Source organism: Allobrachymonas chironomi DSM 19884, assembly GCF_000374625.1.
Taxonomy (GTDB): domain Bacteria; phylum Pseudomonadota; class Gammaproteobacteria; order Burkholderiales; family Burkholderiaceae_C; genus Brachymonas; species Brachymonas chironomi.
In genome coordinates this window covers 101,475-125,774 of record NZ_KB894769.1, presented here as the reverse complement: position 1 = coordinate 125,774, position 24,300 = coordinate 101,475, and the positions used below count along the sequence as shown (strand labels likewise).

21 protein-coding genes and 1 tRNA gene are annotated in these 24,300 nt (G+C 64.0%); 11 read left to right on the top strand and 11 right to left on the bottom strand.

Going from position 1 to position 24,300, the window contains the following annotated elements; genetic code table 11:
- Positions 1–116: 116 nt before the first annotated feature.
- The gene (locus tag C513_RS0107380; protein WP_018715405.1) at positions 117–1,808 is read right to left on the bottom strand and encodes an electron transfer flavoprotein-ubiquinone oxidoreductase; all 1,692 of its coding nucleotides are present in this window, start codon (positions 1,806–1,808) and stop codon (positions 117–119) included.
- A 184-nt stretch (positions 1,809–1,992) separates the two neighbouring features.
- On the opposite strand from C513_RS0107380, the gene C513_RS0107375 reads away from it, so the two are divergent.
- Positions 1,993–2,433: an acyl-CoA thioesterase gene (locus tag C513_RS0107375; protein WP_018715404.1), complete on the top strand. Its 441-nt coding sequence runs from the start codon at positions 1,993–1,995 to the stop codon at positions 2,431–2,433.
- Between the two features lie 3 nt (positions 2,434–2,436).
- On the opposite strand, the gene C513_RS0107370 is transcribed toward C513_RS0107375, so the two are convergent.
- Positions 2,437–3,033 carry a peroxidase-related enzyme gene (locus tag C513_RS0107370; protein ID WP_018715403.1) on the bottom strand — a complete coding sequence of 199 codons (597 nt, stop codon included), beginning with the start codon at positions 3,031–3,033 and terminating at the stop codon, positions 2,437–2,439.
- A gap of 93 nt (positions 3,034–3,126) precedes the next feature.
- Positions 3,127–3,729 carry a PAS and helix-turn-helix domain-containing protein gene (locus tag C513_RS0107365; protein ID WP_245552820.1) on the bottom strand — a complete coding sequence of 201 codons (603 nt, stop codon included), beginning with the start codon at positions 3,727–3,729 and terminating at the stop codon, positions 3,127–3,129.
- A gap of 81 nt (positions 3,730–3,810) precedes the next feature.
- Between C513_RS0107365 and C513_RS0107360 the strand changes: the two genes are divergently transcribed.
- The 5 genes from C513_RS0107360 to C513_RS14415 all read left to right on the top strand — a co-directional run bounded on the left by C513_RS0107360 (position 3,811) and on the right by C513_RS14415 (position 8,262).
- A complete protein-coding gene (locus tag C513_RS0107360; RefSeq protein ID WP_018715401.1) occupies positions 3,811–4,512 on the top strand; it encodes a CoA transferase subunit A in 702 nt (233 codons plus the stop codon).
- A gap of 21 nt (positions 4,513–4,533) precedes the next feature.
- Positions 4,534–5,175: a CoA transferase subunit B gene (locus tag C513_RS0107355; protein ID WP_026320654.1), complete on the top strand. Its 642-nt coding sequence runs from the start codon at positions 4,534–4,536 to the stop codon at positions 5,173–5,175.
- Positions 5,176–5,375: 200 nt separating this feature from the next.
- Positions 5,376–6,905, top strand: a complete 1,530-nt coding sequence (locus C513_RS0107350) for a catalase (RefSeq protein ID WP_018715399.1) — start codon at positions 5,376–5,378, stop codon at positions 6,903–6,905.
- A gap of 123 nt (positions 6,906–7,028) precedes the next feature.
- Entirely contained in the window at positions 7,029–8,018 is a 990-nt protein-coding gene (locus C513_RS12965; protein ID WP_018715398.1) for a DedA family protein/thiosulfate sulfurtransferase GlpE, read from the top strand.
- An 85-nt stretch (positions 8,019–8,103) separates the two neighbouring features.
- A complete protein-coding gene (locus C513_RS14415; protein WP_018715397.1) occupies positions 8,104–8,262 on the top strand; it encodes a hypothetical protein in 159 nt (52 codons plus the stop codon).
- An 84-nt stretch (positions 8,263–8,346) separates the two neighbouring features.
- Here the strand turns inward: C513_RS14415 and panC are convergent, their stop codons facing one another.
- The 3 genes from panC to C513_RS0107325 form a co-directional block, all read right to left on the bottom strand.
- Positions 8,347–9,195, bottom strand: coding sequence for a pantoate--beta-alanine ligase (gene panC / locus C513_RS0107335; RefSeq protein WP_018715396.1), 849 nt, complete (start codon positions 9,193–9,195; stop codon positions 8,347–8,349).
- Between the two features lie 21 nt (positions 9,196–9,216).
- Positions 9,217–10,005: a 3-methyl-2-oxobutanoate hydroxymethyltransferase gene (gene panB, locus C513_RS0107330; RefSeq protein WP_018715395.1), complete on the bottom strand. Its 789-nt coding sequence runs from the start codon at positions 10,003–10,005 to the stop codon at positions 9,217–9,219.
- 99 nt (positions 10,006–10,104) lie between these two features.
- On the bottom strand, positions 10,105–10,734 hold the full coding sequence (locus C513_RS0107325) for a TetR family transcriptional regulator (RefSeq protein WP_018715394.1): 630 nt from the start codon (positions 10,732–10,734) through the stop codon (positions 10,105–10,107).
- Between the two features lie 307 nt (positions 10,735–11,041).
- Here C513_RS0107325 and C513_RS0107320 point away from each other — a divergent pair, with 307 nt between their 5' ends.
- The 5 genes from C513_RS0107320 to C513_RS0107300 all read left to right on the top strand — a co-directional run bounded on the left by C513_RS0107320 (position 11,042) and on the right by C513_RS0107300 (position 19,830).
- Positions 11,042–12,331, top strand: a complete 1,290-nt coding sequence (locus C513_RS0107320; protein WP_018715393.1) for an efflux RND transporter periplasmic adaptor subunit — start codon at positions 11,042–11,044, stop codon at positions 12,329–12,331.
- A gap of 12 nt (positions 12,332–12,343) precedes the next feature.
- On the top strand, positions 12,344–15,598 hold the full coding sequence (locus C513_RS0107315) for an efflux RND transporter permease subunit (protein ID WP_018715392.1): 3,255 nt from the start codon (positions 12,344–12,346) through the stop codon (positions 15,596–15,598).
- Entirely contained in the window at positions 15,591–17,096 is a 1,506-nt protein-coding gene (locus tag C513_RS0107310; protein WP_018715391.1) for an efflux transporter outer membrane subunit, read from the top strand. The genes C513_RS0107315 and C513_RS0107310 overlap by 8 nt, the downstream gene beginning before the upstream one ends.
- 342 nt (positions 17,097–17,438) lie before the next feature.
- Entirely contained in the window at positions 17,439–18,755 is a 1,317-nt protein-coding gene (locus tag C513_RS0107305; protein WP_018715390.1) for an MFS transporter, read from the top strand.
- A gap of 118 nt (positions 18,756–18,873) precedes the next feature.
- Positions 18,874–19,830, top strand: coding sequence for an alpha/beta hydrolase family protein (locus C513_RS0107300; protein ID WP_051084415.1), 957 nt, complete (start codon positions 18,874–18,876; stop codon positions 19,828–19,830).
- Positions 19,831–19,879: 49 nt separating this feature from the next.
- Here the strand turns inward: C513_RS0107300 and C513_RS0107295 are convergent.
- From C513_RS0107295 to cobJ, 5 genes are all read right to left on the bottom strand, one after another.
- Positions 19,880–19,953 (bottom strand) — tRNA-Gly (locus C513_RS0107295).
- Positions 19,954–19,978: 25 nt separating this feature from the next.
- A complete protein-coding gene (locus C513_RS0107290; RefSeq protein WP_018715388.1) occupies positions 19,979–21,445 on the bottom strand; it encodes an NAD-dependent succinate-semialdehyde dehydrogenase in 1,467 nt (488 codons plus the stop codon).
- A 112-nt stretch (positions 21,446–21,557) separates the two neighbouring features.
- A complete protein-coding gene (locus tag C513_RS0107285; RefSeq protein ID WP_018715387.1) occupies positions 21,558–22,895 on the bottom strand; it encodes a cobyrinic acid a,c-diamide synthase CobB in 1,338 nt (445 codons plus the stop codon).
- Positions 22,892–23,260: a (2Fe-2S) ferredoxin domain-containing protein gene (locus C513_RS0107280; protein WP_018715386.1), complete on the bottom strand. Its 369-nt coding sequence runs from the start codon at positions 23,258–23,260 to the stop codon at positions 22,892–22,894. The genes C513_RS0107285 and C513_RS0107280 overlap by 4 nt, the downstream gene beginning before the upstream one ends.
- Positions 23,257–24,285: a precorrin-3B C(17)-methyltransferase gene (gene cobJ / locus C513_RS12960; protein ID WP_018715385.1), complete on the bottom strand. Its 1,029-nt coding sequence runs from the start codon at positions 24,283–24,285 to the stop codon at positions 23,257–23,259. The genes C513_RS0107280 and cobJ overlap by 4 nt, the downstream gene beginning before the upstream one ends.
- Between the last annotated feature and the right edge of the window lie 15 nt (positions 24,286–24,300).

The following is a 24,300-nucleotide window of genomic DNA, read 5'->3' as shown; positions in this document are numbered from 1 at the left end:
CCATTCCCGCGGGGCAAGGCCGGCTGCAAGCGGCGGCCCATGGCGTGGGGCAAAAGCAAAAAAACAGGCAGGAACCGGAGGGTGCCTGCCTGCATGGGCCTCAGGGGCCGGGCTGCTTACATGCTGCCGTAGTTCGGCCCGCCGCCGCCTTCCGGCGTCACCCAGACGATGTTCTGGGTCGGGTCCTTGATGTCGCAGGTCTTGCAGTGCACGCAGTTGGCGGCATTGATCTGCAGGCGCTGGCTGCCATCGTCATTGGCGACAAATTCGTACACGGCGGCCGGACAGTAGCGGGCTTCGGGGCCGGCATACTTGGCCAGGTTGACGTTGACCGGCACGCTGGCATCCTTCAGCGTCAGGTGCGCCGGCTGGTTTTCCTCGTGGTGCACGTTGGCAATGAACACGCTGCTCAGACGGTCAAAGGTCAGCTTGCCGTCGGGCTTGGGATAGTCGATCTTCTGGCATTCGGCTGCCGGCTTGAGCTTGACGTGGTCGGGCTTGGTGCGGTGCTTGGTCCAGGGCATGTTGCCGCCAAACAGCTTCTGCTCGATACCGGTCATCAGCGTGGCGGTTTCGGTACCCTTGCCGAACCAGTACTTGTAGTTGCGTGCCTTGTTCAGCTCGTCGTACAGCCAGCTGGTCTCGAAGGCCGCCGGGTAGGCGCTGAGCTCGTCGAACTGGCGGCCGGCAGCAATGGCCTCGAAGGCGGCTTCGGCAGCCAGCATGCCGGTCTTGATGGCGGCGTGGCTGCCCTTGATGCGGCTGGCATTCAGGTAGCCGGCATCGTCGCCCACCAGTGCGCCACCCGGGAACACGGTCTTGGGCAGGGCCAGCAGGCCGCCAGCGGTGAGGGCGCGGGCACCGTAGCTGAGGCGCTTGGCGTTGACGTTGCCTTCGCTGTCGGTGAAATACCACTTGATGTTGGGGTGCGTCTTGAAACGCTGGAACTCCTCGAACGGGCTCAGCCAGGGGTTCTGGTAGTCCAGGCCGATCACGAAACCGACCACCACCTTGTTGTCGTCGTAGTGGTACATGAAGGAGCCGCCGTAGGTGTCGTTGTCCATCGGCCAGCCGGCGGTGTGCAACACCAGACCGGGTTCGTGGCGGGACGGATCGATTTCCCACAGCTCCTTGATGCCGATGCCATAGGCTTGCGGATCCTTGCCCTCGTCGAGCTTGTAGCGTGCAATCAGCTGGCGGCCCAGGTGGCCGCGGCAGCCTTCGGCAAAGATGGTGTATTTGGCATGCAGTTCCATGCCCAGCTGGAAAGCGTCGGTAGGCTCGCCGTCCTTGCCGATACCCATGTTGCCGGTCGCCACCCCCTTGACCGAGCCATCGTCGTTGTAGAGCACTTCGGCGGCAGCAAAACCGGGGAAGATTTCCACGCCCAGCTCTTCGGCCTGCTGGCCCAGCCAGCGGGTGAGATCAGCCAGGCTGATGATGTAGTTGCCCTCGTTGTGGAAGCATTTGGGCAGCAGGAAGTTGGGCATGCGCCTGGCGGAGTTTTCCTTCAGCATCAGGAAGGCATCTTCCTTGACCGGTTGGTTCAGCGGTGCGCCTTTTTCCTTCCAGTCGGGGATCAGCTCGGTCAGCGCGCGCGGATCGAACGTGGCACCGGACAGGATGTGGGAGCCGGGCTCGGAGCCTTTTTCCAGTACCACGACGTTGATTTCGGTGTCCTTCTCGGCGGCCAGCTGCTTCAGGCGGATGGCGGTGGACAGGCCGGCGGGGCCGCCACCAACGATGACCACATCGTATTCCATGGACTCGCGCGGACCGAATTGTTCGAGGATTTGTTCTGGGGTCATGGTGTCTCCCTCTGGGCTATGTGACCGTGGCAATGGGGCCGCCTGCTGCGCAGGGCGACGACTTTGTGACAGTTTGTCCTCATTGTAGGGACAATTGACGGCTGCTCCGGCCAGAGTCTGACAAAATTGACCGCTTGTGCTGCAGGCATTGCCTGTTTATATCCCGATTCCAGCGTCCTGACCCATGAAACTGCCCCTGCCCGATACCAAGTACCAGATCTACGATACCGTGCTGTCCATGCGCTGGGGCGACATGGACGCCTTTGCCCACCTGAACAACACCCTGTACGTGCGCTACTTCGAGGAGGCGCGCGTGCGCTGGCTGGTGGAGATGCGCAACAGCATGCAGGAGGGCGGTACCGGCCCGGTGGTGGCGAATGTGTTCACCAACTTCTACCGCCAGCTGGAGTATCCGGCACAGCTGCGCGTGCGCCTGTTCGTCAACGGTGTGGGGCGCAGCTCCTGTGACATGTGGATGACCATCGAGCACGATGGCCAGCCTGACATCGTGGTGGCCGATGGCGGCTGCACCATGGTGTGGGTGGACTACGCCGCCGGCAAGGCGGTGGCGCTGCCCGACTGGGTGCGCGACAGCGTGCTGGCGGTGCTGCCGCCGCAGCCGTAGGTCTCAGGCCTCGGCGGGCTTCTTGCGCGGCTGGCGTCCCATCAGATAGAACTCCGGGTTCGGCTCCATGCCGGTAAAGGCGACGATGCGGTTGCTCAGGCCGAACAGGCCGGTGATGCTGGCGATGTCCCAGATGTCCTCGTCGTCAAAGCCGTGGGCACGCAGGTGTTCGAAGTCGGTATCGCTGATGGTGTGTGAGGCCTCATTTACCCGGGTGGCGAAATCCAGCATGGCGCGCTCGCGCGGGCTCAGCGCGGCGCTGCGGTAGTTGATGGCAACCTGGTCGGCGATCAGCGGATCGCGCTTGAAGATGCGCAGCAGGGCGCCATGCGCCATCACGCAGTAGAGACACTGGTTTTGTGCACTGATGACGGTGATGATCATCTCGCGCTCGGCCTTGCTCAGCGAGCTGTCCTCGCGCAGCATCAGCGCATCGTGGTAGGCAAAGAAGGCACGCCATTCGGCCGGGCGGCGCGCCAGTTGCAGGAACACGTTGGGCACGAAGCCGCTCTTTTCCTGCACCGCCAGAATGGTGTCGCGGATATCGTCAGGCAGATGCTCCAGGGCGGGAAAGGGGTAGCGCTGCTGGGTGTCGGTCATGGCGTGAAGGGTCAAAAGTCGGTACAGCTTTTCATGCTAGGCCGGAAGCGGGCAGGCTGCCTATCGGGTCTTTCACGGTATCTGGCTGGCGCTTCAGGGGGACCCGGCCATCAGCTTTTGCACCAGCGTGGCGGTCGTGCCGGTACCGTACTTGCGCATCAGGCTGGCGCGGTGAACTTCCACCGTGCGGTGGCTCAGGCCCAGCGCCCGGGCGATTTCCTTGGAGGTCATGCCGGTCAGCAGCTGGCTGGCCACCTCGCGCTCACGCGGGGTGAGCGTGGCGCGATCGGGCGTGAGGGGCTGGCGGCTGTCGATGTCCTCGAAGCTCCAGATGCCGGCGGCGTGCGGATCGCTGCGATCCAGCGCCCGGCCCGAGACGCGGCACCAGAACAGCTCGCCGGCAAAACGGCCTCCGACACGCCGCATGATGCGCTCGTCACGGTAGCTGCCGTGGTGCATCAGCGGCTGGGCAATGCGTTCGCCGGTGCGCTGGAATTCGTCCTGGCTCGGGTACAGGATGGCAAAGCTCTGCTGCAGCAGGTCTTCGCGCTCGACCGCAAAGAGCTCACAGACTTTCTGGTTGCAATCGACGATGATGCGCTGGCGTGACAGAATCAGGCCGATGGGCGCCAGGTCAAAGGCCCAGCGGTAGTCGGCGCTGGCAGGAAAGGGCGATTCCATGGGGGTGGATGGCATATGCGTGTTGTCCATTACGCAATACTACGTAGACGAATACGTAGTATCGTAGAACTGTTTTGACATTATCAGGAGACAAGCGTGAACAAGATTTATCCGAGCGCAACTGAAGCGCTCAAGGGCGTGGTGAAGGATGGTCAGCTGCTGGCCGTGGGTGGCTTTGGCCTGTGCGGCATTCCCGAGGCGCTGATTGACGCCCTGTGCGAAAGTGGCGTGAAGGACCTGACGGTCATTTCCAACAACGCCGGCGTGGACGGTTTTGGTCTGGGCAAGCTGCTGGAAACGCGCCAGATCAAGAAGATGATCTCCTCCTACGTGGGCGAGAACAAGGAGTTCGAACGTCAGTACCTGGCAGGCGAGCTGGAGCTGGAATTCACGCCCCAGGGCACGCTGGCCGAGAAGCTGCGCGCCGGCGGCGCCGGCATTCCGGCCTTCTTCACCAAGACCGGCGTGGGCACGCTGGTGGCCGAAGGCAAGGAACTGCGTGAATTCAACGGCGAAACCTACGTGATGGAGCACGGCCTGTTCCCCGAGGTGTCGCTGATCAAGGCCGATGTGGCGGATCGCAGCGGCAACCTGCGCTTCAACCTGACGGCGCGCAACTTCAACCCCGCAGCCGCCACTGCCGGCAAGATCTGCATCGTGGAAGTGGAACGCATCGTGGCCAACGGCGAAATCGCCCCGGATGACGTGCACCTGCCCGGCATCTACGTGCACCGCATCGTGCACAACCCCATGCCCGAGAAGCGCATCGAGAAGCGCACCATCCGCGACCACAAGTAATCAGAATCAGGAGACATCACCATGGCTTGGACCCAAGACCAAATGGCTGCGCGCGCAGCCCAGGAGCTGCAGGACGGCTTTTACGTCAACCTCGGCATCGGCATTCCCACGCTGGTGGCCAACCACGTGCCGAACGACAAGGAAGTCTGGCTGCAGAGCGAGAACGGCATGCTGGGCATCGGCCCGTTCCCGTCCGAAGACGAAGTGGATGCCGACCTGATCAACGCCGGCAAGCAGACCGTGACGACCATCAAGGGCTCGTCCATCTTCGGCAGCGACCAGTCCTTTGCCATGATTCGTGGCGGCAAGATCAATCTGTCCATCCTGGGCGCCATGCAGGTGACCGCCAAGGGTGACCTGGCCAACTGGATGATTCCGGGCAAGATGGTCAAGGGCATGGGCGGCGCCATGGACCTGGTGGCCGGCGTGAAGCGCGTGATCGTGCTGATGGAGCACGTGGCGCGCAAGAAGGATGGCACCACCGATCTGAAGATCCTGCCCGAATGCACCCTGCCGCTGACCGGGGTGGGCGTGGTGGACATGATCATCACCGACCTGGGCGTGTTTGACGTGACGCCGGAAGGCCTGAAAGTGCTGGAGCTGGCCCCTGAGGTCAGCTTCGAGGAAGTGCAGTCCAAGACGGGCGTGCCGCTGATCCAGTAAAGGGCAGACGCCACCGCACCGAACCGCATGCGAGGACTGCCCCGCATGCGGTTTTTTTGCGCCCAGCTTTAGTTTTTGGCTATCGTGTTATTAATCTGAATTGTCTTTGACATTTCGATCCCTTGCGGCATCATGGAATCCACTGTCTGGCGCACAATATCCCGACAGCCTCTTCCCCCACCACAGCACAAGGAACCACGATGAAAGACAACAAGCCCCAATGTCCGGTCACCCATCTCACCACCGATTTCGGTGCGCCCGTTCCCACCAACCGTGACAGCCTGACTGCCGGTCCGCGCGGCCCGCTGCTGGCGCAGGATGTCTGGCTGCAGGAAAAGCTGGCCAATTTCGTGCGTGAGGTGATTCCGGAGCGCCGCATGCACGCCAAGGGCTCGGGTGCTTTCGGTACCTTTACCGTGACCAAGGACATCACCAAGTACACCCGCGCCGCCATCTTCAGCGAAGTCGGCAAGAAGACCGAGATGTTTGCCCGCTTCACCACCGTCGCCGGCGAGCGCGGTGCGGCCGATGCCGAGCGCGATATCCGTGGCTTTGCCCTGAAGTTCTACACCGAAGAAGGCAACTGGGACATGGTCGGCAACAACACGCCGGTGTTCTTCATCCGTGACCCGCGCCAGTTCCCCGACCTGAACAAGGCGGTCAAGCGCGACCCGCGCACCAATATGCGCTCTGCCACCAACAACTGGGACTGGTGGACGCTCAACCCGGAAGCGCTGCACCAGGTCACTATCGTGATGAGCGACCGCGGCATTCCGGCCAGCTACCGCCACATGCACGGCTTCAGCTCGCACACCTACAGCTTCTGGAACAAGGACGGCGAGCGCTTCTGGGTCAAGATGCACTTCCGCACCCAGCAGGGCATCAAGAACCTGACCGATGCCGAAGCCGCCGAACTGGTGGGCCAGGACCGTGAAAGCCATCAGAAGGACCTGTACGAGGCGATCGAGCGTGGCGAGTTCCCGAAGTGGACCATGTACGTGCAAATCATGCCCGAGGCCGATGCCGAGAAGTACCCGCTGCACCCGTTCGACCTGACCAAGGTCTGGTACAAGGGCGACTATCCGCTGATCGAAGTGGGCGAGTTCGAGCTCAACCGCAACCCGGAAAACTTCTTTGCCGACGTCGAGCAGAGCGCGTTTGCCCCGGGCAACCTGGTGCCCGGCATTGGTGCCAGCCCGGACCGCATGCTGCAGTCTCGCCTGTTCAACTACGCCGATGCACAGCGCTACCGCCTGGGCACCAACTACCAGCAGATTCCGGTCAACGCCGCGCGCTGCCCGGTGCACAGCAACCACCGCGACGGTATCGGCCGTGTGGATGGCAACTACGGCGGCCTGCCGCACTACGAGCCGAACAGCTTCGGCCAGTGGCAGGCACAGCCCGAGTTCGAGGAGCCGCCGCTGAAGATCACTGGTGACGCCAAGCACTGGAGCTTCCACGAGGACGACAGCAACTACTTCGAGCAGCCGCGCAAGCTGTTCCAGCTGATGACGCCCGAGCAGCAGGAAGTGCTGTTTGGCAACACCGCCCGTGCCATGGGCGATGCGCCGGAATTCGTCAAGTTCCGCCACATCCGCAACTGCAACGCGGCCGATCCGGCCTACGGCGCTGGTGTCGCCAAGGCGCTGGGTCTGGACCTGCAGAAGGCCCTGGACTCCAAGAAGGATGACCCGATGTTTGGCAACCCGCTGGTGGCACTGCCGGCCTGATGCCGTAAGATCAGCTTGACGGAGACCACCTCCGTCTGCACCAGCCCCGTCTGCTCCGGCAGGCGGGGCTGGTTTTGTTGATTCCACTGTTTCTCCCTGCAATTCCCTGCAAGACTGCCCCGAATGCAAGAACTGATCGATCTGCTGCACCAGCACGGCGTGCTGCTGGTTTTCCTGGTCACGCTGGCCTCACGCGTGGGCCTGCCGGTGCCTGCGGCGCCACTGATCGTGGTGGCCGGCGGCCTGGTGGCGGCCGGACGCATGGCGCTGATTGATTTGCTGCTGGTATCGGTACTGGCCAACGTGATCGCCGACTGGGTCTGGTATGCGGCGGGGCGCCACTATGGCAGCCGCATCATGCGTCTGGTGTGCCGGGTGTCGCAGTCGCCGGACAGCTGCGTGCTGGAAAGTGAAGGCATGCTGACGCGCTGGGGCGGCGGCTCGCTGGTGCTGGCCAAGTTCATTCCGGGCGTGTCGCTGGTGGCGCCGCCGATGACGGGTGCGATGCGCATGCCGTTCTGGCAGTTCGTGCTGTACGACGCCGTGGCGGCGCTGGTCTGGACGCTGGCCTATCTGGTGCTGGGGCTGGTGTTCCGCCACCAGATCGAGCAGGTGCTGGCAGCGATGGAACAGGCCACCTGGCTGGCACTCGGCCTGGTGGGCGTGCTGGTCGTGCTGTTTGGCGGCTATCGCATCTGGCAGCGGCACCGCCTGAAGCAGGTGCAGTCCATCGTGCGCATGGCGCCGGAGGAGCTGATGCAGCGCATGCAGCAGGGCTGGCAGCCGCTGGTGCTGGACGTGCGCTCACGGGAGATGACGGCGCTGGAGCCGGACGGCCTGCCGGGTGCGCAGCGCGTGGACATGGCGCAGCTGCGTACACAAATGAGCGACGAGGAGCGCGAGCGCCCGATCGTGGTGTATTGCAACTGCCCGGGCGATGTGTCGGCGGCGCAGGCGGCACGCCGGCTGCGTGGCCTGGGTTTCCGCCAGGTCTGGCCGCTACTGGGCGGGCTGGATGGCTGGCTGGAAGCTGGCCATGGCGTGCAGCCGGTATCGGAATACCTGCCGGCGCGCTGCAACAAGGCCGATGTCGTGCTGCAGCGTGGCGTATAAACCCCGGTTTATGCGGAATCTGCTGCAAGAACGGTCAGCATGCGGTAATATCAACGGTTTTCCACAATTGCACCAGGAGTCAGAAATGGGCAACAAGATCGTTACCGAAGCCGATCGCAAGGCTACTCCGCCCCTGCCGGGCGCCCCCCGCATCAAGCAGGGCGACGGCCAGCGTCGCAGCCAGGAGCGCGGCTCCCACATCCGCAACAAGAAGCGCCCCGGCAAGCGTCCGCACCAGGGTTGATGGTGGCGTCGGCCTATCCGGTCGCGCGCACCCACCGGCAAAGGCTACCGCAAGGTAGCCTTTTGTCGTTGTGGGCGGCCGGCATCAGGCCAGGTCGAGTTCGAGGTTGTCGATCAGGCGCGTCTTGCCCAGGCGCGAGGCGGCCAGGATCACCAGCGAGCGGTCATCGGCCGTGGCCGGCTGCAGGTCGTGCTGGCGGCTGATGGCGATGTAGTCGGTCTGCCAGCCATGCTGGTCGAGCAGCTGTTGGGCTTCGGCTGACAGGGCAGGGTAGTCGCGGCGGCCTTGCCGGATCGCATCGGCCAGCTGTTCCAGCGTGCGGCGCAGGCGGATCGCTTCGGCGCGTTCGGCATCGCTCAGGTAGCCGTTGCGCGAGGACAGCGCCAGGCCATCCTCGGCACGCTGCGTGTCCACGCCGAGGATCTCGATCGGCATGTTGAGTTCGCGCACCATGCCTTCGATGACCTTGAGCTGCTGGTAGTCCTTCTTGCCGAACACGGCCAGATCGGGCTGCACCAGGTTGAACAGCTTGGTCACGACGGTGGCGACGCCACGGAAATGGCCGGGACGGAACTCGCCGCAGAGCAGGTTCTGGATCGCTGGCGGTTCGACGAAATACTGCTGCTCGCCTTGCGGGTAGAGCTCCGGCACGGACGGGTGGAACACCGCGTCCACGCCGGCTGCCTGCAGTTTTTCGCAATCGGCCTCGAAGGTGCGCGGGTAGTTGTCCAGGTCCTCGCCGGGGCCGAACTGGATCGGGTTGACGAAGATGGAGACGATCACCTTGCCGCCCACGGCGCGCATGCGCTCTATGGCGGTGTGACAGAGCTGGATATGGCCGGCGTGCAGGTTGCCCATGGTGGGCACGAAGGCAAGGGTGCCAGCCTGCTTGCGCCAGGCGCGCAGGGCTTCGACAGTGGTCAGGATCTGCATGGAATCAGGAAACTCGGGGAATCAGTAGCTGTGTTCGGGTGCCGGGTAGCTGCCATCACGCACGGCCTGCACGTAGTTGGCAAAGGCCTCGTGGATGGAACTGGCGTCCTGCATGAAGTTGCGTACGAAACGCGCCTTGCGGCCCGGGAAGACGTCGAGCATGTCGTGCATCACCAGCACCTGGCCGTCGGTGTCCTTGCCGGCACCAATGCCGATGGTGATGGCCGGGATGCTGCGCGTGACCTTGGCGCCGAGTTCGGCCGGCACCATTTCCATCAGCACCATTTGCGCGCCGGCATCGGACAGGGCGCGTGCGTCCTGAAGCAGGCGTTCGGCCTGGTCGCCACGGCCCTGAACCTTGTAGCCGCCCAGCGTGTGCACCGATTGCGGCGTCAGGCCGATGTGGGCGCAGACCGGGATGCCGCGCGCCACCAGGAATTCGACTGTGGGTGCCATGAAGGCGCCGCCTTCGAGCTTGACCATTTCAGCGCCGGCCTGCATCAGGGCGACAGCGCTGTCAAACGCCTGCTCCTTGCTCTGCTGGTAGCTGCCAAAGGACAGGTCGGACAGCACCAGCGCATCGCCGGCGCCGCGCGCCACGCAGCGCGTGTGGTAGACAATGTCGTCCAGCGTGACCGGCAGGGTGGAGTTGCGGCCCTGGCAGACCATGCCGAGCGAATCGCCGACCAGCAGGATGTCCACGCCGGCGCTGGACATGGCGCTGGCGAAGCTGGCGTCATAACAGGTGAGCATGGCCATCTTCTGGCCTTCCTGCTTCATTTTCTGCAGGACGGAAATGGTTTTTTTCATGCAGGGCCTCCTTGGCTGGTGCTGCGAACATTCTCGGACGTGCGCGCATTGTAGGATGCCTGCACCAGAATGGCGCAGATTTGCCCCAGATGGAGGGCATCAGGCCGATTGCAAGGCAGGACTGCGCATCATGTCGATGGTGGCGTGCACCATGGCACGCGCCATGCCGGGCAGGTCGTGGCTGTCAGGTGCGCCGAGCCAGTTGGTGAGCAGGCCGAGAAACGTCGCCATCTGCAGGATGCAGGCCTGTTCCACCTGCAGCGTGGCCGGCAGTTGGCCATGGCGCTGGCCCAGGTGCAGCGCCTGGAGCGTCTGCCGGTGCCAGAGGTACTGGTAGCGCTTCAGGATCAGCGTGATGCCTTCCATGTCGCTGGCGTCTTCGCACTTGAGGTGCAGAATGGACAGGAACTGGCGCTCCGGCCCATCCACCGCCAGCTGTTCGAGGAAGCGGATATAGGTTTCCAGCAGCTCGTCCCAGGCCTGTGGGCTGTCATGCTGCAGCACCTGGTTCATCTCGTCGTGCATGCGGTCCAGGTGACGCTCGCACAAGGCCTCGAACAGGTGTTCCTTGTTGCGGAAGTGCCAGTAGACGGCGCCGCGCGTGACGCCGGCGGCGCGCGCGATCTGGTCCAGCGAGGTACGCGCCACGCCGCGCTGGTTGAATACCGTGATGGCGGCATTCAGCAGGTTTTGCCGCGTGTGTTCAGCTTCTTCCTTGGTTCTTCTCACGGCGATTCCTCAGGCTGGGAAAGACATATAAAATGGCGGGGCTTCAGTTTTTTGCGATACTTTGCGCTTGTCCCGATGTCGCCAATATACATACATTCTTGAATGTATGTTGGATCTGCCAGCGGAATGTCCTGTTGCGCCACGCCCTTATCGGTTGGCCGACGGAACATAAAATGTCCGCACGGCCCGGCACGGGCCTGTTCTTGACCAGTGGCTGCTGCATGCAGCCGCTTTGCCGTTGTCTTTCAGAGCCTTGCGCCGCGTGGCGCCCATACAACCCGATTCCAAGATCCAAAGGGAGAACCGCATGATGTCTTTCCATCCCAACCAGCGCGTGCGCGGCATGGCGCTGGCCGCTGCCGTGGCAGCTGCGCTCAGCCTGACCGCCTGTGGCGACAAGCAGGAGGGCGCAGGTGGTCCTGCGGGCGCGGCACAGAACCAGCCGCCCACCGTGGGCGTGATCACGGTGCAGCCGAGCACCGTGCTGCAGACGGTGGAATTGCCGGGTCGCCTGGAATCGATGCGCGTGGCTGAAGTGCGTGCGCGTGTGGATGGCGTGGTGCAGCGGGTCTACTTTGCCGAAGGCAGTGACGTGCGTGCCGGCCAGCCGCTGTTCCAGATCGACAACGCACCGTATGCGGCCGCGTTGCAAAGCGCCAGGGCCAGCCTGGCACGTGCCCAGGCCAACCTGAGCCAGACCAGCTCCACGGTGAAGCGCTATCGTCCGCTGGTGGCGGCCAATGCCATCAGCAAGCAGGAATTCGATAACGCCGTGGCCGCGGAGCAGGCGGCCCGTGCCGAGGTGCTGGCCGGCCAGGCGGCGGTGCGCAGCGCCCAGATCAATGTCGGTTATGCGCGCGTGACGGCGCCGATCTCCGGCCGTATCGGCCGCAGCTACCCGACCGAAGGTGCGCTGGTGCGTGCCGCCGAAGGCACGCTGCTGGCCACCATCCAGCAGCTGGATACGCTGAAGGTCAACTTCACCCAGTCGGCGACCGAGATCATGAAGCTGCGCCGCTCCTTCAGCGAAGGCACCGCCGGTGGCGTGACCAATCCGGAAGTGAAGGTGATCCTGGAAGATGGCAGCGTCTACGCGCACAACGGCCGCCTGATGTTTGCCGATGTCAGCGTCGATGAGAGTACCGGCCAGGTGACGCTGCGCGCCGAAGTGCCCAACCCCGAGCGCCTGCTGTTCCCGGGCCTGTACGTGCGCGTGCAGCTGGAACAGGCGCGCTTCGAGCATGCGCTGCTGGTGCCGCAACAGGCGGTGACGCGCAACAGCCAGGGCGATACCGTGCTGGTGGTGGCTGCTGACGGCAGCTTTGCCCCGCGTCCGGTACAGGTTGGCCCGAGCCAGGGCAGCAACTGGATCATTACCGGCGGCCTGAATGCCGGTGACCAGGTGATCGTCGATGGCGTGATGAAGCTGCGCCCGGGCGTGACCAAGGTGAATGCCGTGCCGTATACCGAGAAGAGCGGGCCGGGTGCGGCTCCGGCTGCTGCCGCATCCGGCGCTGCGCCGGCCGCCTCTGGCGCTTCTGCAGCGCCGGCCGCCACTGCAGCCAGCCAGCCCGCCTCTGCCGCATCGGCCAACTAAGGAGCGCTCTCCATGCCCAAGTTTTTTATCGAGCGTCCGATTTTCGCGTGGGTGATCGCGATTTTCGTGATGCTGGCGGGAATCGTGTCGATCACGCAACTGCCGATCTCGCAGTACCCCTCGGTGGCACCGCCCACCATCCGTGTGAGCGCGACCTATCCGGGTGCCACGGCGCAGACGCTGGACGAGAACGTGCTCGCCGTGATCGAGCGCGAAATGAACGGTGCCGAAGGCCTGATGTACACTGAGTACACGGCCCAGTCCAACGGCCCTGGCGAGCTGAACGTCACCTTCGAGCCGGGCACTGACCCGAACCTGGCCCAGGTGGACGTACAGAACCGCCTGGCGCGCGTCGAGCCCAAGCTGCCGGCGGTGGTCAAGCAGATTGGCGTACGCGTCGACAAGGCAAGCTCCAACTTCCTGATGATCCTGGCGTTCCAGTCGACCTCGGAGAGCGTGACGCGTGACGACGTGGCCGACTACGTGAACCGCAACGTGCTGCCGGAAGTGCAGCGTATCGAGGGCGTGGGTAGCGCCCAGCTGTTTGCCTCCGGCCGGGCGCTGCGCGTCTGGACCGATCCGGGCAAGCTGCAGGGCTACGGCCTGTCGATGCAGGACGTGAGCAACGCGATCCAGAGCCAGAACATCCAGATTTCCGGTGGTGACCTGGCTGGTCTGCCGGCGACGCCGGGCCAGACCATGACCGCCACCATCGTGGTGCCGGGCCAGATCACGAACGCCGACGAACTGGCGAACATGGTGCTGCGCGCCAATCCGGATGGCTCGACCGTGCGCATGAAGGATGTCGGCCGCGTCGAAGTGGGTATCGAGACCTACAGCTTCTCTTCCAACATGAACGGCAAGCCGTCGGTGGCGATCGGCGTGCAGCTGACCTCGTCGGGCAACGCGCTGGCGACGGCGACAGCGGTGCGCGAACGCATGGCCGAGATGCAGCCGTTCTTCCCGCAAGGCGTGGAGTGGAAAATTCCGTATGACACCTCGACTTTCGTCAAGATCTCCATCCAGAAGGTGGTGATGACGCTGCTGGAGGCGATTGGCCTGGTGTTCCTGGTGATGTTCATCTTCCTGCAGAACTTCCGCTACACGCTGATCCCGACCATCGTGGTGCCGGTGGCGCTGCTCGGCACCTTTGCCGTGATGCTGGCTGCCGGCTTCTCGATCAACATCCTGAGCATGTTTGCCATGGTGCTGGTGATCGGTATCGTGGTGGACGACGCGATCGTGGTGGTGGAGAACGTGGAGCGCATCATGGCTGAAGAGGGCTTGCCACCGATGCAGGCCACGATCAAGGCGATGAGCCAGATTTCCGGTGCCGTGGTCGGCATTACCGTGGTGCTGGTGTCGGTGTTCATCCCGCTGGCATTCTTCAGTGGTGCGACTGGCAACATCTACCGCCAGTTCTCCATCGTGATGGCGGTATCGATCGCGTTCTCGGGCTTCTTTGCGCTGACGCTGACGCCGGCCTTGTGCGGCACCATGCTCAAGCCGATTCCCAAGGGCCATGGCCATACGCCCAAGACTGGCCTGTTCGGTCCCTTCTTCAACTGGTTCAACCGCAACTTCCGCAAGACCACCAAGGTTTATGAATCGGGCCTGCTGCGCGTGGTGCGCAAGATCGGTGCCTCGGTCGGCGTCTATGTGGCGGTGATTGCCTGCGTGGCACTGCTGTTCATGCGCCTGCCGACCTCCTTCCTGCCGGTGGAAGACCAGGGCGTGGTGATCCTGAACACGCAGCTGCCGCCGGGCGCGACCCAGGAGCGCACGCAGGCCGTGATGGCCCAGGCGGGCGAGTTCGTGATGCAGCAGCCGGAAGTGAGCGACCTGGTGTCGATCCAGGGCTTCAGCTTCTCCGGACAGGGCCAGAACATGGCGCTGGCGTTTGCCACGCTGAAGGACTGGGGCGAGCGCTCCGGCAAGGGTGAAGATGCGATGTCGCTGTCGGGTCGCATTACAGGCGCGCTGAGCGCGGTGCGCGATGGCTTCATGATTGCCGTGACGCCGCCGGCGATTCCCGAACTGGGCTCGTCGAACGGTTTCGTGTTCCGTCTGCAGGACCGTGCCGCGCTGGGCCATGATGCCCTGCTGCAGGCGCGCAACCAGCTGCTCGGCATGGCCGCACAAAACCCGATGCTGGCCGGTGTGCGCCCTGAAGGCGTGGAAGACGCACCGCAGTGGCAGCTGACGATTGACCGCGACGCTGCCTACGCCCAGGGCGTGAGCGTGGCCTCGATTGCCAGCACGTTGTCCTCGTCGCTGGGTTCCAGCTACGTGAATGACTTCCCGAACAAGGGTTTCCTGTCGCGCATCACGATCCAGGCCGATGCTGCCATGCGCATGTCCACCGACGACGTGCTGCGCCTGACGGTGCCGAACAACCGGGGTGAACTGGTGCCGCTGTCCAACCTGGTGAATGCCGAGTGGATTACCGGTCCGATGCAGGTGACGCGCTACAACGGCTATCCGGCGATGAAGATCACCGGCATGGCGGCACCGGGCTACAGCTCGGGCGATGCCATGGCCGAAATGGAAAAGATGGCCGGCCAGCTGCAGCAGGGTATCGGCTTTGAATGGACCGGCCAGTCGCTGGACGAGCAGAAGGCCGGTTCCTCCTCGATGATCCTGTATGCCTTCTCGATCCTGGCGGTGTTCCTGTGCCTGGCAGCGCTGTACGAGAGCTGGACGATCCCGCTGTCGGTGATTCTGGTGGTGCCGCTGGGCGTGCTGGGTACGCTGTTCGGTGTCTGGATGCGTGGCATGCCGAACGACATCTACTTCCAGGTCGGCCTGATCACGGTGATTGGCCTGTCAGCGAAGAACGCGATTCTGATCGTGGAATTCGCCAAGGATCTGGAGGCGTCTGGCAAGAACGTGGTGCAATCGGCCCTGGTGGCGGCGCGCCTGCGCTTCCGCCCGATCCTGATGACCTCGCTGGCCTTTATCCTGGGCGTGGTGCCGCTGTACTTTGCTTCCGGCGCCAGCTCCGCCAGCCAGCGTGCCATTGGCACGGGCGTGGTCTGGGGCATGCTGATCGGTACCTTCCTGTCGATCTTCCTGGTGCCGATCTTCTTCATCGTGGTGCGCAAGCTGTTCAAGGACACCTCGCGTAGCGAAACGCTGACGGCGAAGAAGCTGCACACCGTGGGTGAAGCTGAAATCCAGCGCGTGCATGCCCAGGAGGAAGCCTGGACGGCCTCCCATTCCGTCTCCAGGGACAATCCGAACAAGAAGGGTGATTCGCATGACTAAGCTGACTTTCCCCGCGCTGCGCAGCAGCGCCCTGGCCGGCGCGGCCGCCCTGGCCCTGGCTGGCTGCAGCCTGGCGCCGACCTACGAGCGTCCGGCGGCACCGGTGCCGCAGACGATCCAGGGCGCGGCCAGCGCTAACGCCGCGGCGATTGACCAGACCCCGGCTGCCGATGTCGGCTGGCAGAACTACTACGCCGACCCGCGCCTGAAGGCACTGATCGGCATCGCGCTGGAAAACAACCGCGACCTGCGCGTGGCGGCGATGAATATCGAGGCAGCGCGCGCGCAGTATGGCCTGCAGCGGGCCGATCTGCTGCCTGGCGTGGGTGCCGGTGCGGAAATGAACCGCTCGCGCACCTCGGCGGATGTATCGCCGACCGGCGCGGCGGTGACTGGCAGCGTTTACGGCGGCATGCTCACCATCCCGAGCTACGAGCTGGACTTCTTCGGTCGCGTGCGTAACCTGACCTCGTCGGCGCTGAGCAACTACCTGGGCACGCGTGAAGCACGCGATTCCGCGCATATCGCGCTGGTGGCCGAAGTGGCGCGTGCCTATGTGGCGCAGCAGGCGGCGAGCGAGCAAATGCGCATTTCCAGCCTGGCGCTGAAGTCACGCGAAAAGACCTACGAGCTGGCCCAACTGCGTTTCCGTGCTGGCGTTACCTCGGCGATTGACCTGCGCCAGAACGAGACCCTGATCGAGGCGGCCAAGGCCGATTACGCGCTGCAGACGCGCCTGCGCGAGCAGGCCGGCAATGCACTGGCGCTGCTGATTGGCCAGCCGATTCCGGATACCCTGCCCAAGGCGCTGCCGCTGGGCCAGCAGGTGGCGCGCAATGCGCTGCCGGTTGGCCTGTCGTCCGAGGTGCTGCTGCGCCGTCCGGATATCCGCCAGAGCGAGTACCAGCTACTGGCCGCCAACGCCAACATCGGTGCGGCGCGTGCCGCGTTCTTCCCGCGCATCACGCTGACTGGCAATATCGGTGGCGTCAGCCGCGAGGTGGACAACCTGTTTGATGGCCCGAACCGCGCCTGGAGCTTCCTGCCGCAGATCTACCTGCCGATCTTCGACTGGGGCCGCAACCAGTCGAACCTGGATCTGGCCGAGGCACGCAAGCATATCTCCGTGTCACAGTACGAAAAGTCGATCCAGAACGCCTTCCGCGAAGTGGCCGATGGCCTGGTGGCACGCAGCACGCTGGCCGACCAGCTGGCCTCGCAACAGCGCAGCTACCGTGCCGAATCCGAGCGCCTGCGCCTGGTGACGATGCGCTACGAGAACGGCATTTCCAGCTCGCTGGACCTGCTGGACGCGCAGCGCCAGAGCTATGCCCAGCAGCAGCAGCTAGTCAACGTGCAGCAGCAGGTGATGAACAACCGCATCGACCTGTACAAGGTGCTGGGTGGCGGCCTGCTGGAGCAGACCGGCGTGCCGTCGACCACGGCCACCGGTGGCTCGGTGCCGGTAGCGGCGCCGGCCGGCAGCAGCGCCAACTGATGCATTCCTGATCCATTTCCGGAGCAGCCAGCCCTGTCAGCAATGACAGGGCTTTTTTGTGTGCGGCGCAGCATAAATCAGCCATGTCATTGATTTGCCTGAAGATAAAGTGAGCTGCGCTGAGGGCTGGTGTGTGGTTGATAAGCCATGCAACATATCAGGGTGATCCCTAGAAATGCATTTTGACCCACGTCAAATCATTGACGTTGACGTTAACGTAATCAAAAATCACGGCACCAGTAGCAGACCGGAACTGCCTGGAGGCTGCCCTTGCCGCATCGGCCTGTGGGGGTTGACCGCAAGACAAACCGTCACAGACAACTTGATCAGGAGACTCTTCCCGTGCGACAAATTCATATCAACCAGGTGGCGGACAGCGCCCGCTTCAACGGCTTCCATGCCAACGTGCTGTTCTGGTGTTTTCTGGTCATCGTGATCGATGGCTATGACATCGCTATTTCCGGTGCCGCGCTGCCGTCCATCATGAGCGAGATGGGCGTGGATGCCACCACCGCTGGCTTCATGGCCAGTTCGGCCTTGTTCGGCATGATGTTCGGTGCCATTTTCCTGGGCGCGCTGGCTGACCGCATTGGCCGTCGCTGGACGATTGCGCTGTGCGTTTTCCTGTTCAGCGTGTTCACTGCCGCTGCCGGCCTGACCAACGATCCGTATTCCTTCAGCGTGATGCGCTTCATTGCCGGCCTCGGCATTGGCGGCGTGATGCCCAACATCGTGGCGCAGATGACCGAGTTTGCACCCAAGCGCATCCGCAGCTTCATGACCACCGCCATGTTCTCCGGCTACGCCATTGGCGGCATTCTGGCGGCGCTGATCGGCAAGCAGTTCATTGCCGACTTTGGCTGGCAGATCGTGTTCTTTGCCGCTGGCGTGCCGGTGTTGCTGATTCCCTTTATCCTGAAGTTCATGCCGGAATCCATGGCCGTGCTGCACAACCAGAACAAGGACAAGGAACTGCGCAAGGTGGTTGGCGCGATGGATCCGAGCCTGAAGCTGACGGATCAGGATGAGCTGGTAGTGCCGCAGCATGCGAAGCAGGCCGGTGCCTCTGTTGGCCAGCTGTTCCAGGACGGCCGTGGCCTGACCACCGTGATGTTCTGGATCGCCTTCTTTACCGGCCTGTTCATGGTCTATGCCCTGAGCACCTGGCTGACCAAGCTGATGGCCATGTCCGGTTATTCGCTGGGTTCCGCGCTGACCTTCTTCATGGCGCTGAACCTGGGTGCCATCGTGGGTGCCGTGGGTGGTGGCCGCCTGGCGGACAAGTTCGACATCAAGTGGGTGCTGGTGATCATGTATGCACTGGGTGCCGCCTTCCTGTACGCCATGACCTTCAAGCTGTCGACCAACCTGCTGTACCTGGTGGTGGCTGGTGTCGGTGCCTGTACTACGGGTGCACAGATCGTGGCCTACGCCTACTGCGGCCAGTACTACCCGGCGGCGATCCGCTCCACCGGTATCGGCATGTCCGGCGGTATCGGCCGTCTGGGTGCCATTGCCGCGCCGCTGCTGATCGGCCTGATCGTGTCCATGAACCTGCCGCTGCAGCAGAACTTCCTGGTGATTGGCGCTGCCGGCCTGATTGGTGCGATTGCCCTGGCGCTCACCAACAAGAGCCGCTCTGCCGCCATGATGCCGTGATGTAATCGGCAGACGAAACCGGTTGCGGTGCAGGCAGGTCCTGCACCGGACCCAGACGCCCATGCAGGCACCGCTGGTCCGCATGGGCGTTGCCACGTTGAGACAGGAGCTTTTCAGCATGACCCAGGACAAGCGCCCCGATTCCCAGACCCTGACGATCCCGGCGGTGGACGGCTATCCGCTGCATGCGCGTATCTGGCGGCAGCCGGAGGCAGCAGCACCGGTGGTGATCATCAACCCGGCGACCTCGGTGCTGAGCCGCTATTACAGCCGCTTTGCCAGCTATCTGCATGGCCACGGCTTTCATGTCGTCTGTTATGACTACCGTGGCATTGGCGATTCGCGCCCGCAGCAGTTGCGCCACTTTCAGGCTAACTGGCTGGATTGGGGCGGGCAGGATTTTGAAGGCGTGCTGCGCTACGTGATCGGGGCGTTTCCGGACAGCCCGATCCAGCTGGTGGCGCACAGCGTGGGTGGCCTGCTGGTGGGCCTGGCACCGTCCAGCCACCGCATCGAGCGCGTGTTTGCCATGGGCTCGCAGTTTGCCTACTGGCCGGACTATGCCGCCAACCGGCGCGTACCGATGTACCTGCGCTGGCATATCGTGATGCCGATCATCACTGCGCTGTTTGGCTATTTTCCGGGCAAACGCCTCGGCTGGCTGGAAGACACGCCGACGGGCATCGTGCAGGACTGGAATGCAGCCACCGAGCGGCTGGAGCAGACCTGGAAGAACGATGCACGCCTGCGCACGCCGGAGCAGCAGCAGGCGCTGGTGGCGCAGTATGGGCGTGTTGCTGCCGACTGGCTGGCGTTCACCGTGACCGATGATCCCTTTGGCACCGAGGTGGCCACGCACCGGCTGCTGGACTATTACCGCGGCAGCAATCGCCAGCACCTGCGGCTGGACCCGGCGCAGCTGGACGGGCAGGGCATTGGCCACTTTGCCTATTTCCATGCGCGTTATGCCGATTCGCTCTGGCCGGTGGCCTTGCAGTGGCTGCAGGAGGGCACGCTGGTGGAAGCGGTGCCGGGGCAGCGCTGGACCTTTCTGGCGGGGCAGGGGGCGCGCTGAGGCGGTCTTGGGAAAAGAAAAAGCCGTTGTTGATCAACGGCTTGCAGGCTGGAGCGGGCGATGGGGATCGAACCCACGTCTTGAGCTTGGGAAGCTCAGGTCCTGCCATTGAACGACGCCCGCACTGGAAGCGGATTGTACGCCTGCCTCAGCGATCCGCATCTCCCAGACAGACATACTTCAGCTCCAGATACTCGTCCAGGCCATGGCGCGAGCCTTCGCGGCCGAGGCCGGATTGCTTGACGCCGCCAAACGGTGCCTGTTCAGTGCTGATGATGCCGGTGTTGACGCCGACAATGCCGTATTCCAGAGCCTCGCTGACGCGGAACACGCGGCCGATGTCACGGCTGTAGAAATAGCTGGCCAGGCCAAACTCCGTGGCGTTGGCCAGCTGGATGACTTCATCTTCAGTCTCGAAGCGGAACACTGGTGCCAGCGGGCCAAAGGTTTCCTCGCGGGCGCACAGCATGTCGTGCGTGGCGTCGGCGATCAGCGTCGGCTGGAAGAACTGGCCCTGCAGCGCTTCGCCGCCCACCACAATGCGGCCGCCCTTGCTGACGGCATCGGCGATATGCTCGCGCACCTTGTCCAGTGCAGCCGGCTCGATCAGCGGGCCCTGTTGCACGCCTTCGTCGAAGCCGTTGCCGACCTGCAGCGCCTTGACGCGTTCTGCCAGACGCTCGACAAAGCTGTCGTAGATGCCGGACTGTACGTAGATGCGGTTGGCGCAGACGCAGGTCTGGCCGGCGTTGCGGTACTTGCTGGCCATGGCGCCATCGACGGCACTGCCCAGATCGGCATCGTCAAACACGATGAAGGGGGCGTTGCCACCCAGTTCCAGCGCCAGCTTCTTGATGGTGGGGGCGCACTGCTCCATCAGGATGCGGCCGACCTCGGTGGAACCGGTAAAGCTCAGATGGCGCACCACCGGGCTTTCGCACAGCACCTTGCCGATGGCGCTGCTGTCGGAGCTGGGCAGGATGTTGATCACGCCGGCGGGGATGCCAGCACGCTGCGCCAGTTCGACCAGGGCCAGCGCGCTCAGCGGTGTCAGCTCGGCCGGCTTGAGCACCACGGTGCAGCCGGCGGCCAGCGCCGGAGCCAGCTTGCGCGTGATCATGGCGTTGGGGAAGTTCCAGGGCGTGATCGCCGCGCAGACGCCGATTGGCTGGCGCATCACGACCATGCGCTTGTTGGCGTCGAAAGAGGCCAGCAGTTCGCCGTTGATGCGCTTGGCTTCTTCGGCATACCATTCGATGAAGCTGGCCCCGTAGGCGACCTCGCCGCGCGCTTCGGCCAGCGGCTTGCCCTGTTCGGCGGTCATGATGCGGGCCAGATCTTCCTGGTTGGCCAGGATCAGCTCGAACCAGGTGCGCAGCAATTGAGCACGTTTTTTCTCGGAGGTGCTGCGCCAGCCGGGCAGGGCGGCTTCGGCGGCGGCAATCGCCTGCTGCGCGTGCTCCGTGCCAAGATCACTCACGCGCGCCAGGGTGGCGCCGGTAGCGGGATCGGTCACGTCGAAGTGGTGGCTGGTCTCTATCCATTGGCCGCCAATGTGGCCTTGGGTCTTGAGCAGGGAGGAGTCTTTCAGCAGGTCCAGGGGAGATGCAGTCATGGTGTATCGGATAAAAGTGGGGCTGGACAAGGCATGAAGCCGATAGTTCCGGCTGGAGTCTGCTTTTTAGCATGACTTGTTGCAAATGAAGATAATTTGCCGCCAATCCGTCCTATGCCTTACCCTGGAACAGGGTTGCTGTGGCTTGCGGGCAGGACGCGAACCAGGCGTGGTAGTAACTTGCCAGTACGCTGCCCTGGCCATACAGCGCCTCGACCGGTTCGGTGCTGTCGGGCCGGGTGCTGTACGCCAGCACCGGCAGCGGCGTGTCGCAGCGCGAATAGTGAAAGGTGTGGCCGCGCAATATCCCATGGCCCCAGTCCAGCTGCTGGCTGCCCAGTGCCACCAGCCGTGGCTGCAAGGCGACCGATCCCGGCAGCAGGCCCCAGAGCGGGTGCCGGCTGCCATCCTTCAGCGTGACCGATTCCATCAGCAGCAGCATGCCGCCGCATTCGGCCCAGACCGGCTTGCCGGCGGCGATATGCGCGGCCACGCTGTCGCGCGTGCGCGTGGCGCGGGCCAGCGTGTCGGCATGCAGCTCCGGGTAGCCGCCGGGCAGCCAGAGCGCATCGCATGCCGGCAGCGGCTCATCGGCCAGCGGGCTGAAGAAGCGCAGCTCTGCGCCCATCGCTTGCAGCGTGTCCAGATTGGCCTGGTAGACAAAGCACAGCGCGGCATCGCGCGCGATGGCGATGGTCTGGCCTTGCAGCAGGGGCGGCGCTGCAGGCAGTTGCGGATCGGCAAAGTCGACGGCCCAATCCTGCCAGCTGGGCGAGCCGGCATCGGCTGACCAGGGCAGCTGGCCGAGCCGCGTGCGCGCCAGGGCATCGGCGACGGCATCGAGGCGCTGGTCGGCATCGGCCAGTTCCTGCGCCGGTACCAGGCCCAGGTGGCGTTCCGGCAGGGTAAAGCAGGCATCGCGCGGCAGGTGGCCCCAGAAACTGCCGTCCGGCACGCTATCGGCCAGCATTTGCGCGTGGCGTGTGCTGCCGACATGGTTGGCGATGACGCCGGCCCAGGGCAGCACACTGCCGTCGGAAGCAGGATAGTGCTGCAGGCCATGGGCCAGCGCGCCAAAGGTGCCAGCCATGGCGGCGGCGCTGACGATGCACAGCACCGGAATGCCGAGCAGGCGGGCGATATCGGCGGCACTTGGCTGGCCGTCGTACAGGCCCATCACGCCTTCGATCAGCAGGATGTCGTTGTGCTGTGCGGCGTGATGCAGGCGCGCGCGCACATCGGGCTCGCCATTGATCCACAGGTCCAGCTGGTAGACCGGCTGGCCGCTGGCAAGCTGGTGCCAGTGCGGATCGAGAAAATCCGGTCCGCACTTGAACACCTGCACGTGCCGGCCCTGGCGCCGGTGCAGCCGCGCCAGCGCGGCGGTGAGCGTGGTCTTGCCCTGGCGCGATGCCGGCGCGGCGACCAGCAGGGCGACGCAGCGGCTCATGCCGGATCGTCCTCACCCAGCTCGCAGCCAGTGCCCGGACCCTGGTGGAAGACCAGATCCTGCACTACCTGGCCACCGACCAGATGCTGCTGGATGATGCGGTCCATATTGTCGGAGGTGACGTTGTAATACCAGGTGCCATCGGGTTGCACGCAGACAATCGGACCGCCCTTGCAGGCGGCAAAGCAGCTGACGCGGCTGCGCTTGACGCGCAGCGCGCCGTCCTGGATGCCGGCGGCCTTGAAGCGCTCGCCCAGGCTGTCGTACAGCGCCTGTGACTGGCCATCGGCGGTGCAGCGTGAACCGGTGCAGATCAGCAGGTGGCGATGGTAGTTGCCGATTTTCGGCTGGATGATGTCGCTCATGCTTCGCTCTCCTCGGGGGTGGTGCTGGCGGGTGCCTGCAGCGGCTGCTCCAGCGTCTGGCGGATGTAGTCGGCAGGCAGGCGCCAGTCCTGTGTCAGTTGTTCGATGCTGCTGCCGGCGGCATGCGCCTGTTGCAGCGTGTCCAGCCAGCCGTTCAGGCCACTGCTCAGCGAGCGGCCGGCTTTTTCGCCGGCCAGCGCCTGCTTGCTGCCTTCGACCGCGTACTTGTTGGCGTAGCCGCGCGGCGTCACCATCAGGCCGTGTTGCACAAAGGTGTTGCTGTTGCCGATCAGCACGGTGCTGAGCATGCCGATCTCGCAATCGGTCATCTCGGCCAGCGTGGTGTGGGTGATCTGCTGGCGGCGGCGGTAGCCGGACTTGACGATGGCGACCGGCGTCTCCGGTGCGCGGTGGCGCAGGAACAGGCGCTGCGCTTCCAGGATCTGCTGGGTGCGGCGGCCGCTCTTGGGGTTGTAGAGCGCGACGACGAAATCGGCGGCAGCAGCGGCATCAAGCCGGCGTGCAATCGTCGGCCAGGGCGTGAGCAGATCCGACAGCGAGATCGCGCAGAAATCATGTGTCAACGGCGCGCCGACCAGCGCCGCGCAGGCGTTGATGGCGGAAGCACCGGGAATGATCTCGACCTGGATGCCGTCCTCGTAGCTGCCGTCTTCGCGCTGCGCCGGCGGTACCCAGCCGGCTTGCAGCAGCACTTCAAAGGTCGGACCGGCCATGCCGTAGACGCCGGCATCGCCCGACGACACCAGCGCCACCTTCTTGCCCTGGCGTGCGCGCTCCAGTGCCTCGATGGCGCGGTCCAGCTCCTCGGTCATGCTCTTGCGCACGATCTCCTTGCCCTCGATCAGGTCGGCTACCAGCTTGATGTAGGTGACGTAGCCGATGATGGTGTCGGCCTCCCGAATCGCCTCGCGTGCACGTGCCGTCATGTTGCCGGCATCGCCAGGGCCGATGCCGACCAGCATGATCTTGCCGTTGCCGGCCGTGTGGGAAGTCTGCATGTCCATGAAAAATCTCCAGAA

Coding starts and splice junctions, on each gene's coding strand:
- C513_RS0107355 (WP_026320654.1), top strand. CDS start 4,534: ATGGCTTGGACCCAAGACCAAATGGCTGCGCGCGCAGCCCAGGAGCTG.
- panB (WP_018715395.1), bottom strand. CDS start 10,005: ATGAAAAAAACCATTTCCGTCCTGCAGAAAATGAAGCAGGAAGGCCAG.
- C513_RS0107285 (WP_018715387.1), bottom strand. CDS start 22,895: ATGAGCCGCTGCGTCGCCCTGCTGGTCGCCGCGCCGGCATCGCGCCAG.
- C513_RS14415 (WP_018715397.1), top strand. CDS start 8,104: ATGGGCAACAAGATCGTTACCGAAGCCGATCGCAAGGCTACTCCGCCC.
- panC (WP_018715396.1), bottom strand. CDS start 9,195: ATGCAGATCCTGACCACTGTCGAAGCCCTGCGCGCCTGGCGCAAGCAG.
- C513_RS0107365 (WP_245552820.1), bottom strand. CDS start 3,729: ATGCCATCCACCCCCATGGAATCGCCCTTTCCTGCCAGCGCCGACTAC.
- C513_RS0107370 (WP_018715403.1), bottom strand. CDS start 3,033: ATGACCGACACCCAGCAGCGCTACCCCTTTCCCGCCCTGGAGCATCTG.
- C513_RS0107315 (WP_018715392.1), top strand. CDS start 12,344: ATGCCCAAGTTTTTTATCGAGCGTCCGATTTTCGCGTGGGTGATCGCG.
- C513_RS0107280 (WP_018715386.1), bottom strand. CDS start 23,260: ATGAGCGACATCATCCAGCCGAAAATCGGCAACTACCATCGCCACCTG.
- C513_RS12965 (WP_018715398.1), top strand. CDS start 7,029: ATGCAAGAACTGATCGATCTGCTGCACCAGCACGGCGTGCTGCTGGTT.
- C513_RS0107380 (WP_018715405.1), bottom strand. CDS start 1,808: ATGACCCCAGAACAAATCCTCGAACAATTCGGTCCGCGCGAGTCCATG.
- C513_RS0107350 (WP_018715399.1), top strand. CDS start 5,376: ATGAAAGACAACAAGCCCCAATGTCCGGTCACCCATCTCACCACCGAT.
- C513_RS0107375 (WP_018715404.1), top strand. CDS start 1,993: ATGAAACTGCCCCTGCCCGATACCAAGTACCAGATCTACGATACCGTG.
- C513_RS0107320 (WP_018715393.1), top strand. CDS start 11,042: ATGATGTCTTTCCATCCCAACCAGCGCGTGCGCGGCATGGCGCTGGCC.
- C513_RS0107300 (WP_051084415.1), top strand. CDS start 18,874: ATGACCCAGGACAAGCGCCCCGATTCCCAGACCCTGACGATCCCGGCG.
- cobJ (WP_018715385.1), bottom strand. CDS start 24,285: ATGGACATGCAGACTTCCCACACGGCCGGCAACGGCAAGATCATGCTG.
- C513_RS0107310 (WP_018715391.1), top strand. CDS start 15,591: ATGACTAAGCTGACTTTCCCCGCGCTGCGCAGCAGCGCCCTGGCCGGC.
- C513_RS0107290 (WP_018715388.1), bottom strand. CDS start 21,445: ATGACTGCATCTCCCCTGGACCTGCTGAAAGACTCCTCCCTGCTCAAG.